Origin of the sequence: Mucilaginibacter pankratovii (assembly GCF_014773265.1) — a bacterium.
GTDB classification, from domain to species: Bacteria; Bacteroidota; Bacteroidia; order Sphingobacteriales; family Sphingobacteriaceae; genus Mucilaginibacter; species Mucilaginibacter pankratovii.
Map to the genome: position 1 here is coordinate 106,867 of NZ_JACWMY010000016.1, position 12,576 is coordinate 119,442.

The 12,576-nt window shown below is 44.9% G+C and carries 13 protein-coding genes; 8 read left to right on the plus strand and 5 right to left on the minus strand.

Features of this window, described 5'->3' with window-relative positions:
* Positions 1-44 precede the first annotated feature (44 nt).
* A complete protein-coding gene (locus IDJ77_RS25025) occupies positions 45-479 on the minus strand; it encodes a lipocalin-like domain-containing protein (protein WP_191191726.1) in 435 nt (144 codons plus the stop codon).
* A 508-nt stretch (positions 480-987) separates the two neighbouring features.
* Here IDJ77_RS25025 and IDJ77_RS25030 point away from each other — a divergent pair.
* The 4 genes from IDJ77_RS25030 to IDJ77_RS25045 all read left to right on the plus strand — a co-directional run bounded on the left by IDJ77_RS25030 (position 988) and on the right by IDJ77_RS25045 (position 3,244).
* Positions 988-1,764 (plus strand): DNA-formamidopyrimidine glycosylase family protein, encoded by a 777-nt coding sequence (locus tag IDJ77_RS25030; protein ID WP_191191727.1) that lies wholly within the window; start codon positions 988-990, stop codon positions 1,762-1,764.
* A gap of 89 nt (positions 1,765-1,853) precedes the next feature.
* Positions 1,854-2,117, plus strand: coding sequence for a hypothetical protein (locus IDJ77_RS25035; RefSeq protein ID WP_191191728.1), 264 nt, complete (start codon positions 1,854-1,856; stop codon positions 2,115-2,117).
* Between the two features lie 321 nt (positions 2,118-2,438).
* The gene (locus tag IDJ77_RS25040) at positions 2,439-2,921 is read left to right on the plus strand and encodes a ferritin-like domain-containing protein (RefSeq protein ID WP_191191729.1); all 483 of its coding nucleotides are present in this window, start codon (positions 2,439-2,441) and stop codon (positions 2,919-2,921) included.
* A gap of 2 nt (positions 2,922-2,923) precedes the next feature.
* Positions 2,924-3,244: a hypothetical protein gene (locus IDJ77_RS25045; RefSeq protein WP_191191730.1), complete on the plus strand. Its 321-nt coding sequence runs from the start codon at positions 2,924-2,926 to the stop codon at positions 3,242-3,244.
* Position 3,245: 1 nt separating this feature from the next.
* Here IDJ77_RS25045 and IDJ77_RS25050 read toward each other — a convergent pair whose 3' ends face one another.
* The 3 genes from IDJ77_RS25050 to IDJ77_RS25060 form a co-directional block, all read right to left on the minus strand.
* On the minus strand, positions 3,246-3,923 hold the full coding sequence (locus tag IDJ77_RS25050; protein WP_191191731.1) for a YoaK family protein: 678 nt from the start codon (positions 3,921-3,923) through the stop codon (positions 3,246-3,248).
* 110 nt (positions 3,924-4,033) lie between these two features.
* On the minus strand, positions 4,034-4,423 hold the full coding sequence (locus IDJ77_RS25055; protein WP_191191732.1) for a hypothetical protein: 390 nt from the start codon (positions 4,421-4,423) through the stop codon (positions 4,034-4,036).
* Between the two features lie 42 nt (positions 4,424-4,465).
* The gene (locus tag IDJ77_RS25060) at positions 4,466-5,101 is read right to left on the minus strand and encodes an HAD family hydrolase (protein ID WP_191191733.1); all 636 of its coding nucleotides are present in this window, start codon (positions 5,099-5,101) and stop codon (positions 4,466-4,468) included.
* 803 nt (positions 5,102-5,904) lie between these two features.
* Between IDJ77_RS25060 and IDJ77_RS25065 the strand changes: the two genes are divergently transcribed.
* The 3 genes from IDJ77_RS25065 (at position 5,905) to IDJ77_RS25075 (ending at position 8,924) form a co-directional block, all read left to right on the plus strand.
* The gene (locus tag IDJ77_RS25065) at positions 5,905-6,789 is read left to right on the plus strand and encodes a helix-turn-helix domain-containing protein (protein WP_191191734.1); all 885 of its coding nucleotides are present in this window, start codon (positions 5,905-5,907) and stop codon (positions 6,787-6,789) included.
* A complete protein-coding gene (locus tag IDJ77_RS25070; protein WP_191191735.1) occupies positions 6,776-7,213 on the plus strand; it encodes a DUF983 domain-containing protein in 438 nt (145 codons plus the stop codon). The genes IDJ77_RS25065 and IDJ77_RS25070 overlap by 14 nt, the downstream gene beginning before the upstream one ends.
* Before the next feature lie 514 nt (positions 7,214-7,727).
* Positions 7,728-8,924, plus strand: a complete 1,197-nt coding sequence (locus IDJ77_RS25075) for a GAF domain-containing sensor histidine kinase (protein WP_191191736.1) — start codon at positions 7,728-7,730, stop codon at positions 8,922-8,924.
* A 21-nt stretch (positions 8,925-8,945) separates the two neighbouring features.
* Here IDJ77_RS25075 and IDJ77_RS25080 read toward each other — a convergent pair whose 3' ends face one another.
* Positions 8,946-11,147, minus strand: a complete 2,202-nt coding sequence (locus IDJ77_RS25080; protein ID WP_191191737.1) for a glycoside hydrolase family 88 protein — start codon at positions 11,145-11,147, stop codon at positions 8,946-8,948.
* 285 nt (positions 11,148-11,432) lie between these two features.
* On the opposite strand from IDJ77_RS25080, the gene IDJ77_RS25085 reads away from it, so the two are divergent.
* Positions 11,433-12,359 (plus strand): manganese catalase family protein, encoded by a 927-nt coding sequence (locus IDJ77_RS25085; RefSeq protein WP_191191738.1) that lies wholly within the window; start codon positions 11,433-11,435, stop codon positions 12,357-12,359.
* Positions 12,360-12,576 lie beyond the last annotated feature (217 nt).

Consider the following 12,576-nt stretch of genomic DNA (forward strand, 5'->3'; position numbering starts at 1 on the left):
TCCTGATTTTTTGGGATGGCTTTTTTTATTTGGATGGCCTTGAACTAAGGGCGGATGTAAACTACCGTATCGCGCTCCGCCAGCCCAACAAGCTGTATGCGGGTTGCGGCGAGGCTAAGGATGCTATCTTTGCGAATAACACCATTTTTAGTGGTCGACAGGATATGGTTGTTATCGCTTAAATTCCATGTGCCGGCAGTGGTTTTGTCGCCGCTTTGTATGGCGGTGGTATGGTCGGCACTAAAGGTCACCCTTACGGCTGCAATTTGTTCCTTAATTCTGTTCCGTTGATCTTCTATTTTACCCGCCATGCCCAGGTTAGCCAGTTTGAGTTTAAAAAGCACACGGTTGGTTGCATTATTTACCGATGCATCATCTATTTTCCATTTGCCGATGATATCCGTTTCGGGCGGGGCGGGGTTGGTAAATGCGGAAAACAGCGCTATAGCCGCCACCGCGTATAGTGTTTTTAATTTCATTTCGGGGTAGATTTTCGGAAAGGTAGCGATTGAGATACTTTAATCCAAAAGAGAAATAGCAATATCGGACGAAAATAATTATTTCATTGATTAATTTATCCTCGCAGGGTCTCTCGCAAGATTTAGGTTAACCCACAAAAGCAACTACTTTTAATTAGAAAGTCCGCATAGCGGACGAGACATATTGTAGCAAGGGGTTTCAACCCCTTGGCGTATGCGCAAACAAAACTGAGTTCCGGAGGAACGGCCCATATTTAGCGAGCTGCACTGATTTTATATGTGTCGAGCCTACAGCTCTCGGGGTTTCTATTATATTCATACAACGGATTAAAATCCGTTGCTACAATATCAGCCGAGGCGCTGCCTCTTTATTTCGGTCTACCCTGGTGGGTTAATTTAAACTTTGAAAAAGGACTCGCGGGGACGGCATTTAAACAATAACTAAGGTGGGCTGTTGTTGTAGTTCATCATTCATTGTAATAAATTCGCATACTAAAAAGCTACCACCATGCCCGAACTACCCGATCTGCAAGCCTTCAGCCGTAATCTCGATAAAAAATTAGCCGGAAAAACGGTTAAGGAAGTTATCATCCATAATGCCAAAAAACTCAACGTGAGCGAAAAAGAGCTGCAGGCGAAACTGGAAAAGCAAAAGCTGGAAGAAGTTTACCGAGACGGCAAGGAGCTCTACATCAAATTCAGCGAGGGTGATATTTTAGCACTGCACCTGATGCTGCACGGCAAGCTGTTTTTATTTGAGGGCAAAAACGACAATAAATACTCCATTATAGAACTGGTATTTACGGATGACAGTGGCCTGGTGCTTACCGATTTCCAGGGCATAGCCACCCCTACCCTCAACCCCGAAGAGAAAGAAGCGCCCGATGCGGTGGATGATAAAGCAGGTTTTAGGTACCTGAAGGAAAGGCTGGGTAAAACCAAAACCAATGTAAAGACCGTTCTGCTCGATCAAAAGATCATCCGCGGTATAGGCAATGCTTATGCCGACGAAATTTTGTGGGATGCGGGCATCTCGCCCTTCTCGGTAAGCAATAAATTACCCGAGGATAAAATAAAAGACCTGGTAAAGTCCATCCATTCGGTTTTAAAAGATGCCGAACAGCAGATCTTAAAATCAAACCCTGATATCATCAATGGCGAGGTGCGCGATTTTATGAATATCCACAATTCCAAAAAGAAACACAGCCCCAAAGGCGCTCCCATCCTCATAAAAGAAGGCACCAGGAAGACGTATTACACCGAAGAACAAACACTTTATAGCTAAGGAAAGCACGCTGCGTGTAATTAAAATTGCTAATTAGCAATAAGCGGCACGGCTATTGCACTTGGTGGTTAACTAATTTAATTAATTTTATGGCACACTACTTAACAATCGCCCTCCACTTGTTTGTTGTTGCTATGATGGCCGCATTTATCATTGGCTGCATAACCGCCCTTATCGGCACGTACGACCATTGGGGTAACCGCTATGTTTTAAAAGCACGCCGCAGCCGCCTTATTCGCGAACGCGCCCGCAAAACTCAGACAGACGACTCGAACGTAAGAAATATAACTCCATACCGCGCCCGAAAAGTAAATAAACACGCGGTGATCCATGTGGCCAGGTTCGCAGCCTGATTACCTCTTTCAAATCTAACATCGGGCCTCAATTAACATTGGGGCTTTTTTATTTATTTTACGGGCATTTGCTTCAAATAGCAATTATCCTACCTCAGACTAAACTGATGGCCGGCAACATATCAGTACGCTTCCGGTATTAAAAACCCAAAAGAGGCTCAGGCAAAAAAGATAGAAAATGCGTTGCACAAACTATCAAAAGAGATTAATAAGGTATCTGTTTATGCCGATTGATTTTTGCCGAAGGATTGCGTATTTATAACGTATGACTACAAACAATTAACCAAACCGTTATGTTATTTAACCAAAATAAACATAACAATGGGAACATTACAGCATATCCAGCACCAGATATCGGCGCTAAACGATCTGATAAAAATCAACAACGACCGTATTGCCGGCTACCAGAAAGCCATTGAAGGCATTGAGGACCTCAGCCTTAAAACAGTATTTGAGGGCTATGCCGATCAAAGCAAAGGTTACGTAAACCAACTGAACGATTACATTCACTTGTTAGGCGGCTCGCCTGCTGATGGCACTACCCTTGCTGGTAAGTTTTATCATACCTGGATGGATGTGAAATCAGCTTTCGTTAAAAAAGATAATCTTTCCGTATTATCCGATTGCGAGTATGGGGAGGACGTTGCTAAAGGCTCTTATAGAAAGGCGCTGGATGATAAGGAACTGATATGGGAAGATGAAAAGGTGGTTAGCCTGCTTACCAACCACTTGAACGGGCTTAAAATGGCGCACGATGCCATTAAGGCACTTCGCGATTCATTAAAAGAAAAACAGGAGGCATAACAATGGATAGCCCCGACCAGGATTTTTTAAAAGACTACAAGCCCTTGCACGTACCCCACAAGTACGATGCGGCGGCTTCCGTACAGGATAACGTGGTGTATGCACTTGCCCAACTGGAATATGCTACGGCACCCCAGGTTGCGCAAAAGCTTGCCGAATTTGATTCGCAAATACCTTTAGCCACGCACCAGAAGAACGCCGAAGAGATACTTACCCACTTATTTAATAAAGGCCTGATAAAAGGAGATGATGAGCCGGATCGGCAGTATAACCTGAGCAAGATACTGGTACAAAACTCCGGCAAGGCAGACCCGCTGTTTTAAGTTAAAGCAGCATTATTATCAATATCACCGGCACAAAGTAAAATACCGCGAACTCATATTTGTTAAAAAAGAAACCGCCAACCGCGCCGCCCAATGCATAAAATGCCAGTACCGTAAGGCGCACAAAGATGCGGTTACGGATGTGCCGGTCTTTTTTTGTGCCGATGTGGTAATATTCGGCAACTTCTGCACCGAGGTCGGTAAATAAGCTGGCCAGGCTGGTTGATTTGATGAGCCCGCCGGATACGATGGCCACCAGCCCCGTTTGCAGCCCCATGGCAAACACGGTACAGCTGATCACAATTTCCCGCTCCAGCTTGGTTTCTTCGTAAAAGTGGTTACCGTAAACGGCTACAAAAAGCAGGATAAGGATCTCCAGCACTACCGGGAAGGCGTGTGCCCTGTATTGGTTACGCTGCGCGAAGGATTTAACCGTAAAACTGGACAAAAACGACCCGCAGAAAAAAAGCAGCAACCAGCCCAGGAATAAAACAATTTCGTACAAATTTTGGGTCACCAGGTTTTTAGCCATATTGGCCATGTGCCCGCTGATGCTTGATGTAAAGGCAAAAAAAGAGACCAGCCCCGCAACATTAATAATGCCGGATACAAAAGCACTGGAGGAAGCAAGTGCGAGGTTTTGTTGAAGAGTGCGATGGTGTTTAGCGTGCCGCAGCATAAAGTAATAAGGCTTTAACCGCTAAATATGTACAAAAAATGCTGATGCACAGGCACTCCATATTAAATTTAACATAAACTTAATATTGGCAATCTCTTGAATAACAGAATTTAAGGTGCCGTTGGTGCTACCGGCGTAACCGACATTATGCTATCAACCACAAATACACTTACACCGCGCCATGGCAGGGTGTGCAGGTATTCTTTATAATGCAAATCCATCATGGAACCGGCGCTATGGTTAAGCTTATCGGCAACTTTTTCATCCGTTACCGAAAACATAAATTCGTTGGAAGCAATGCCGCCCTGCGTTTGGGTACGGATGCCGTTTTGAATGAGCCTCCCTTCGAAGGTTTTAAATACATAACCCTTCTTCACAAAATAGTTCAGCGTGCCGGCCTTGGTGCCTTCGCCAAAAACAAAATAATAGCGGTAGTAGCCTACGCCTACCAAAACCAATACGAGCACCAAACCAATTATTGTAAATATGCGGCCTTTCATAGCAATGTATTTTTGTGTGCGTAAAGCTAACGCATCTGCTGCTTATAAGTTTAAAAAATGTGTGGTAAGCGCGTTAAAATCGTCAAACTTCAGGTCGTAATCATCCGTTTGCCCAAAGCCGTAGCTTACAAACACAAACGGTATGCCCGCCAGGCGGCTTTGATGGCCGTCGCCTTCGGTATCGCCAATGTAAACGGGGTTCTTCAGGTCGTATTTGTCGGCCAGTAATTTGATGTTATACTGCTTGGGCATAAAATTGATGCCGTAGGCAATTTCGTCTTTAATATGCTCATCTATCCCCGCCCAATCAATAAACTGGCGGATGACGCCCGCCGCGCAGTTACTCAGGATGAACAACTGGTACTTTTGGGCAAGCTGTTTTAGCCCTTCGAGCACGCCGGGGTACAAAATGCCACCCATCTCGGGGATCAGTACTTTGCGTTTTTCGTTTACCTGGGCGTAGATCTCCCAGCGTTTATCAGGCTCAAATTCGGGTAAAATTACTTCTATCACCTTTTTGCCTTCCCAACCAACCATACCGGCCAATTGGGCGCGGTTGATGTTTTTATCGAGGCCCAGTTCTTTAAACATTACGTTCCAGGAGTGCGCGTAGGTGTCAACGGCATCCCAAAGGGTGCCGTCCATATCAAAAATAAGGCTGTCGGGTTTTGTAAGCATGGCCGTGAAATTAAAAAATAAGCAGGACTTTTCAGGGGAGTGGAATTATTTTAACTACAAAGCCAGTTTGATTAAGATGGATGTCTATAAAAATGAATGGTAAAAAATCAGCGGCTTATCAAATTGTGTTGATTCATTTTCCTTTTATAAATTCCCTGGTCGAGTTTGTAGAAGTAGAAAGCACTATGAAACACTTTGTTGTATAATACTTTGTTTAAAATGTCAAAGCTGAAGGCAGATGTCGTTCGCAGTTTTTTATAGATCTTCAATAACATTTCATGGACAATTGGTTCCTGTATCGAAGTACAACTAATCCCAAGAAAAAACATATCATTTTGGTCAGTGGGTTCCTTTAACAAATCCAAGTATGCAAACACCTGATCATCGGATTTACTATGAAAAACTTCTACAGAGTGGTCTAATTGATTATTATAAACTTTAACAACATGTTCTCTATCGAAGTCGATCCCCAGGAAATTAAAAATATCTGATATTTCATTCCCGGATAATTCACTCTCCCAATCGCAGCTATCCCTAAACAATTCGTCAAAGCAGCAACGGAAATAAAACTCAACGTAGTTCTTACGTACCGAGCCATTTAGATTGCCATGATGAAGATCGGTGTTTACCATTTGATAGAGGGAGTTTGGTTGCAAACTTACCATAAAGTTAGGCAATTAAACTTTCTATCTCCAAAATCAAACTTTTATGCCGGAGCCACACAATTTACTTATCAGTAAAAAATACCACAAAAGTGATATATATCACCATAAGGCCTTGTGTTTGTTAAGTATCTTTGTTTAATGAAAAAGGCATTCCCGGTTTATGATATTTGCGCCCTGAGCGATCATCAGCATGATGACCTGCTCATCAGCCGGTTTGCGCCTTATTTGCAAAAGCACCAAAACCTTAGTATGGCGCATAAGCACAGTTTTTACCATGTGGTATTTTTTACCGAAGGCGGCGGTACACACGCCATCGATTTTAAAAGCTTCGCGGTAAAGCCCTACCAAATTTATTTTATGGTGCCGGGGCAGGTGCATAGCTGGAGCTTTGAAGGCCCGGTAAACGGTTACATCATTAATTTTTCGGCTTCGTTCTTCCAGTCGTTTTTTCTGCGGCCCGATTACCTGGACAACCTGCCCTTTTTTAGCGGAAATATCGACGACGAGGTAATTAACCTGCCAGTCAATATTCATCTACCGGTAGTGAGCCTGTTTGAGCACCTGGTACAGGAGAGCAGCGATATCCATCGCCTGGGTATGGATATGATAAAGGCACTAATGCTGCAGTTATTTATTTTGATAGCCCGGCAAAGCGAGCACAGCAACCCGGCCATTGCCCCCAACTACAACTACACCCTGCTGCAAAGCTTCCGCAAGCTAACCGATAAGAATTTTGCTACGCTGAGGCTGCCGAAGGATTATGCCGCGCTGCTGTATATTACCCCTAATCATTTAAATGCGCTTTGTAATGATATGCTGGGCATCCCGGCAGGCGAAGTGATCCGCAACCGGGTGATACTGGAGGCCAAACGCCTGCTGGTAAATCTCGACCTGAATATTACCGCCATAGCCGCCCAGCTAAACTTTGCAGACAACTCGTACTTTACCAAATTTTTTAAAAAATATACCGGGCAAACACCCGAAGAATTTCGCAAACAAACATTGAATTATGGACACCAGTAACTTAACACCCGCCAAACCCATATCCGCCCTCGAAGGCTGTTTAAAAGCCAAATGCCCGAGGTGCCGCCGCGGCGATATTTTCTCTACCGGCACTTACGAACTCTTCGGGCAAAAGATGCATGACAATTGCTCGCACTGCGGCCTGCATTACGAGCGCGAACCGGGATACTGGTACGTGGCTATGTTTGTAAGCTATGCCTTTAACGTGGCCCAAATGGTAACCTTCGCGGTAGCTACTTATGTACTCACGGGCTCCCATTCGCCATGGCTGTACGTTGGCATTTTAATGGGGGTGATATTTGTGTTATCGCCGTTCAATTACCGCTACTCGCGCGTGGTGCTGCTGTACTGGCTTACCCCCGGCCTTAATTATGAAGCATGGAGAAGTGAGGATAAAAATAAAGGGTTGACGAGGGAACCGTAGCCCCCCAGCCCCCCGAAGGGGGAGCTTTTGAATGCCACAAATAATGTCGAACACCGAATGCTGAACGCCGAATAATGAAGTATACGTTACTTCATTATTCGGCGTTCGAAGTTCATTATTCGATATTTAAAATCAATTCGTCAGCTCTTCTATCGTCCGCAGCAGTTCATCCATCTCAAATGGCTTGGCTAAAAAATTATCATCGCGCACCCAACACGCGAAAAGGATTCCTCTATCAGCACTTTTAATTAAAATAGTATTATTGCGGAGGTAATATGGATGGCTATGACTATCCATTCCGGGCAGAAAATATTTTTTTTGATTTTTAAGGTATCAGCAATGGAGGTAAAGGGTAGAGTTCGTGCGACAGTAACGTAAAACACCATTATGCTCTTATAAACCATATAATAATTATTATTTATTTAAGGTAAATTAACTACAACAATATCCACTTTATTAACAGTACATTTATCTACCTTTTTTATACTACTTAGTTACTTTTTGATTATAACATATGGATCCGTTTTTTAAACAGGTATCCCTTATCCCGCTAAATGACGAAGAGCGATTAAGGAAACTGTACAAGTATGAGATACTTGATACACCAGCCGACAAAACCTTCGACAAGATAGCTATACTTGCCGCCCAAATTTTTGATACCCCAAGTGCTTTTGTAAGCTTTGTAGACCACGACCGCGTATTTTTTAAAGCCAAAATTGTTACGATAGATGGCATTGAAGTACCCGAGGACGCCATTGCTACACTGGCCGTGCTAAGCGCCGATACAACAGTTTTTGCTGATATACATTTAGAACCCCTGCTACAAAGCACCCCCCTGGTTGCTGATAAATCTGTGCGATTTTACGCCGGCACGCCTATAAAGACACTGGATGGGCACCTGCTGGGCACCGTAAGCGTGGTTGATGCCGTGCCCCGCGTGGCAACCGAAAAACAGCTGGAGATGCTGAAGAACCTATCGGAAATTATTATTGACGAGCTGGAACTGCGCCAAACTACCCGCAACATTGTACGCGTACAAACCGATCTGATGAACATTGCGGTGCACGATATTAAAAACCCGCTTACCGCTATATCGCTGTACGCCAAGCTGATAGAGCAGCGCTGCACCGAGGAACCCATAAAAGTAATGGCAGATAAAATCTCCCTGGCATCTAAACGCATACTGGAAGACCTGAACGAACTGCTTAACCTCGCCAGGATAGATAATGGCGCTATGATGCTGCACTTTGAAGAAGTAAGCCCAACCAGCCTGATAGAAAAAGTGGTTAACAACCTGCAGGTAATGGCCGAACAGAAACATCAAAAGATATTACTGCAACTTAATTGCGCAAGTACCGCCAGGGTAGATAAGGGCCGCATACTGGAAGTTTTTGAGAACTTGCTAAGTAACGCTATCAAATATTCGCGCATAGATACCTGGATAACCATTTGTTCGGAAGAAGTGAATGGCAACCTTGTTGTAGAATTTCGCGACCAGGGACAAGGGTTAAATGATGAGGATATGCAAAAGCTGTTTACCAAGTTTGCCCGTTTAAGTGCTGTGCCTACCAATAAGGAGATCAGTAACGGCCTTGGCCTTTCTATAGCCAAAATTTTGGTAGAACTGCATAATGGGAAGATCTGGGCCGAAAGCAAGGGAAAAGACCAGGGCGCATCGTTTTTTGTATCGCTGCCGCTGCTGCAGAAGTAGCCGGGCAGGCGTTACCTCTTGTTACCAAATAACCTTCAACTCTTGATGCCCGTTAACAGTGTATTCCACATTACCGTCTTTTAAGGCTTTTCCCTTCAATTCATCCTTACCTACTTTTACGGTAAAAGCAGGCAGTTTCTTCTTACCTGTTTTAATGATGAGCATCCGGCAGCTTAAACGTTCGTCGCCTTTTACTTTAAAGCTTACGCTGCCGTCTTTCCTGTGTTTAAAATTCGCGGTAGGGTAATCAAGGTATATCATAAAATCTTCTCCCGGCACTTTATAAAAGTGGCGGGGAATAATGCCAAAGGCCACCCCCGCACCATAAACCTCCTGCCCTACCGTGCCCGATTGCTCCCAGCCATCATGGATATCTTCTATAGCTATCCAAAGCTTATGGTCTACCTGCCCGGTTTTTACCTCTTCAGATAGCATCTCCTTTGGCAGGTTTGGCGGGTAATAGTAGGGTGCCCTGTTTACAATATATTTTAAAAACTCGGGGACGAGCATAGATACCGATGGAAAGATCTCCTCGTCTTCGGCATACAACAGGAAATTATGCATGGCCGCAAACACCTCCTGTTCTTCGTAAGCGGCGGTATACGGTGCATCATTTAGTGGGAACATCGCGAAAAATGTTGGGTAATCTTTAGCGTACCCATAGTTACATTCCCACAGCTGGAAGTTTTTAAAGATATTGGCCAGGCACAGGTAGGTTAGGTCCAGGTATACTTTTTCTTTGGTCTCCTTATACAACCAAAACATCGCGTTTGCAGAGAAAGCCGTGTTATTGGCCTGGTAAAACAATTCGAAGCCTTTGCCCTGCAATGTTTTTGCCGCTTTTTTTGCTTCGCGAAGGTATTTATCATCTTTGGTTAACTGCCAGGCATGCAGCATCACCAGCGCGTACAGGCCCGCTACATCTTTTTCGCCGCCTTTGCCGGGTTGGGTCTCTTCCTTTACCACCTCCAGCGTTTTCATGTTGTACATTACCGGCCATTCGTAATTAAAGTGATGAGCAACCTTGATGGTAAAGCCCAGCGAATCTAAAAACAGCTTTTTAGCTTGTTTGTCCCCGCGGATCGCCAGCCGCCCTAAATTCAGCATCGGGTGGTGCAGGTACCACGAATCCATTACATTGGGCTTCAATTGCTCTTCCTCGCCGCTTAGCTCATCGGCCAAAGCAGGCAAAAAACGCACTACCGTTTTCAATTCTTCGCTGTAAAAAGCGTCCAGGCCATTTTTTATTTTTTGGATCGATGGCAGGTCTTTTTGGCTCCAGTCATAGTAATCCGTCAGCGGCAATAGCACGGCCAGCTGCACCATTAACTCGGGTGGCGTAGCATAATCGGCCACATAAGCGTTCAGGTAATCCTGTTCTGCCGCGTGCGACCAGCAGCCATGGCTAAATTCCAGATCGTGCAAGCCTTGGTCAACCATACCCGGCCAGTCATAATATTCGGTAGCGGGTTTGGGTAAATGCAGGTAAATATCGGCCAGCAGGTTCAAGAATTGTTTGGCCTGCGCCATGTCATCTTTCGGGTTTTCGCGACTAAAGGCGATAAAACCATCAGAAAGCACAATTTCTTTATGCGCGGGTATTGGCTTCTCCTTTAAAGTGGGCGGTAGGGCAAAACCCATTTCGGGCCAGCTACCCCCAACAACGTTGCCCAACGAGGTTTCGGTCGCCTGCGCGTAATCGTTAAGTGCTGTGAGGTTTTGGAAATAAAGCGCCGCGCCGGATGCAGGCTCGTCTATACTAAAATATTGCAAGCCCGAGCGGGTGCCTACCTGGTTTACATAAATTGTCCCTTTAGGGTCAGTTCCGCTTTCGTCCGGCCCGGTCACTACTACATCTCTGGGCCAAAACGGCACCAGCAGCGGTTCGTTTGCGGTAATTGTAGTTGTATAACGTATCAGCGGTTTGGCCTCGTCCGGCAACTGCAGTTTAACCCGGTAGTGCCCAATGCCGGCCGAAAGGTTAATGGTTATGCCGTCTTCATTCTTAACCACCCTGCCCATTTGTAAATGATCGTTGGGCGCGTAGGCCGGCCGAAGAATTACCTGTGCTCCTTTTGGGCAAGTAATGGCTATCCACAGGGCATTATTCAGGTTATGCACCCTGACGTTGTACCCGGAAATTTCCTGTTGAAAAATGGCAGGCAGGTCTTGCTCGTGAAACAAGGTTTTAACCGCGTTTGCCCAGGGTGATATGGCATTCATTGTAAAAAAATTAACTGTTAAACAACTTTCATTAAGCCAGAACGCGTTGATTAGCGCTCCAAAAAGAGCCTCGCTTATAATACCCCAACCTTTCTGGTATTGTTTTTAATTTTTTGACAATTTCTTAAAAAATTGATTTACAGCTCATTAAAAAAGCAAAACGCGTACGTATTAAAAAATAAGAAATATTATTAATTTCTAATAGAAACATTGCGCTTCCCTGTTGGTTGTATAAAAGGCACACAATTCCACAGTACTCAATTATTTACTTTTAAAATTTATATCATGTTTCACCACGTTAAATCACTACAATTCAATGCCAGGGTGTCCCGGCCCGACCCGCGCTTTGCCAACCTTTTGTTAGAGCAATTCGGCGGCGAAAACGGCGAACTTGCTGCCGCGATGCAGTATTTTACACAAGCATTTGGTGCCAAGCAGCCGCACCCTGATAAATACGATATGCTGATGGATATCGCTACCGAGGAGTTTAGTCACCTGGAAATAGTAGGTGCTACCATCCAAATGTTGCTGAAAGGCGTTAACGGCGACTTGAAAGACGCTGCCGAACAAAGCGAGATCATGGTGGCCATGAACGGTAAGGCCGAAAAGGAAAGCGTGATACATGCAGCCTTATCTGCAAACCCGCAGTTCCCCATCATCACAGGTGGCGGGCCAACCCCACGCAACAGCCAGGGCATTCCGTGGTGCGCATCTTATATCAATTCTAATGGCGACCTTACCGTCGATCTGCGTACCAACCTTGCCTCAGAATCGAGGGCGAAGCTGGTTTACGAGCACCTGATGAAATTTACGGATGACCCGTACGTGCAGGAAACGCTATCGTTTTTGATGACGCGTGAGGTTACCCACTATAAAATGTTTGAGGCGGCTTTAAACAGCATCCAGCCTAATTTCCCTCCGGGTGTATTGGCGGCAGATCCGCGTTACCTGCAAAACGTTTATAACCTGAGTGACGGCACCGTGCGCGGGCCATGGAACGAAGGCGAAATAAAAGGCATGGGTAAGGATTTTGTTTATGTAGAAAACCCGTTAGAGCAGGTACAGCAAACCGAAGGGCAAACCAATCTGCCACAGGATTTCGACAAGGAACTGAAAGCCACGGAAAAACTGGACAAAGAAATGAGCGAAGTAAAAAGCGGCGAAGTAAAAAACGCAGAACCAAAGGGCGTAGCCCAATGGAGCAACTATTAATGCCGAACAATAAATAATGGCTGCAGGGGTGAAAATTCACCTCTGCAGCTTTTTTTTTACCGGTATTGTACTCAGCCTTTCTATATTTAGCCCCCGATAAACGGCAAATTCCCCCTTTTGTAAACCCGAAAAGGCGACAGCTTGATGGGCAATTAATGTGCGTATGTTTAGCTTTCCCACCTGCTTGTGTATAAAAAAATGTACACTTTACATAGTA

Bases quoted from the DNA above. Each gene is read 5' to 3' on its own strand.
- IDJ77_RS25025 (WP_191191726.1), bottom strand. From the start codon at position 479: ATGAAATTAAAAACACTATACGCGGTGGCGGCTATAGCGCTGTTTTCC.
- IDJ77_RS25030 (WP_191191727.1), top strand. From the start codon at position 988: ATGCCCGAACTACCCGATCTGCAAGCCTTCAGCCGTAATCTCGATAAA.
- IDJ77_RS25035 (WP_191191728.1), top strand. From the start codon at position 1,854: ATGGCACACTACTTAACAATCGCCCTCCACTTGTTTGTTGTTGCTATG.
- IDJ77_RS25040 (WP_191191729.1), top strand. From the start codon at position 2,439: ATGGGAACATTACAGCATATCCAGCACCAGATATCGGCGCTAAACGAT.
- IDJ77_RS25045 (WP_191191730.1), top strand. From the start codon at position 2,924: ATGGATAGCCCCGACCAGGATTTTTTAAAAGACTACAAGCCCTTGCAC.
- IDJ77_RS25050 (WP_191191731.1), bottom strand. From the start codon at position 3,923: ATGCTGCGGCACGCTAAACACCATCGCACTCTTCAACAAAACCTCGCA.
- IDJ77_RS25055 (WP_191191732.1), bottom strand. From the start codon at position 4,423: ATGAAAGGCCGCATATTTACAATAATTGGTTTGGTGCTCGTATTGGTT.
- IDJ77_RS25060 (WP_191191733.1), bottom strand. From the start codon at position 5,101: ATGCTTACAAAACCCGACAGCCTTATTTTTGATATGGACGGCACCCTT.
- IDJ77_RS25065 (WP_191191734.1), top strand. From the start codon at position 5,905: ATGAAAAAGGCATTCCCGGTTTATGATATTTGCGCCCTGAGCGATCAT.
- IDJ77_RS25070 (WP_191191735.1), top strand. From the start codon at position 6,776: ATGGACACCAGTAACTTAACACCCGCCAAACCCATATCCGCCCTCGAA.
- IDJ77_RS25075 (WP_191191736.1), top strand. From the start codon at position 7,728: ATGGATCCGTTTTTTAAACAGGTATCCCTTATCCCGCTAAATGACGAA.
- IDJ77_RS25080 (WP_191191737.1), bottom strand. From the start codon at position 11,147: ATGAATGCCATATCACCCTGGGCAAACGCGGTTAAAACCTTGTTTCAC.
- IDJ77_RS25085 (WP_191191738.1), top strand. From the start codon at position 11,433: ATGTTTCACCACGTTAAATCACTACAATTCAATGCCAGGGTGTCCCGG.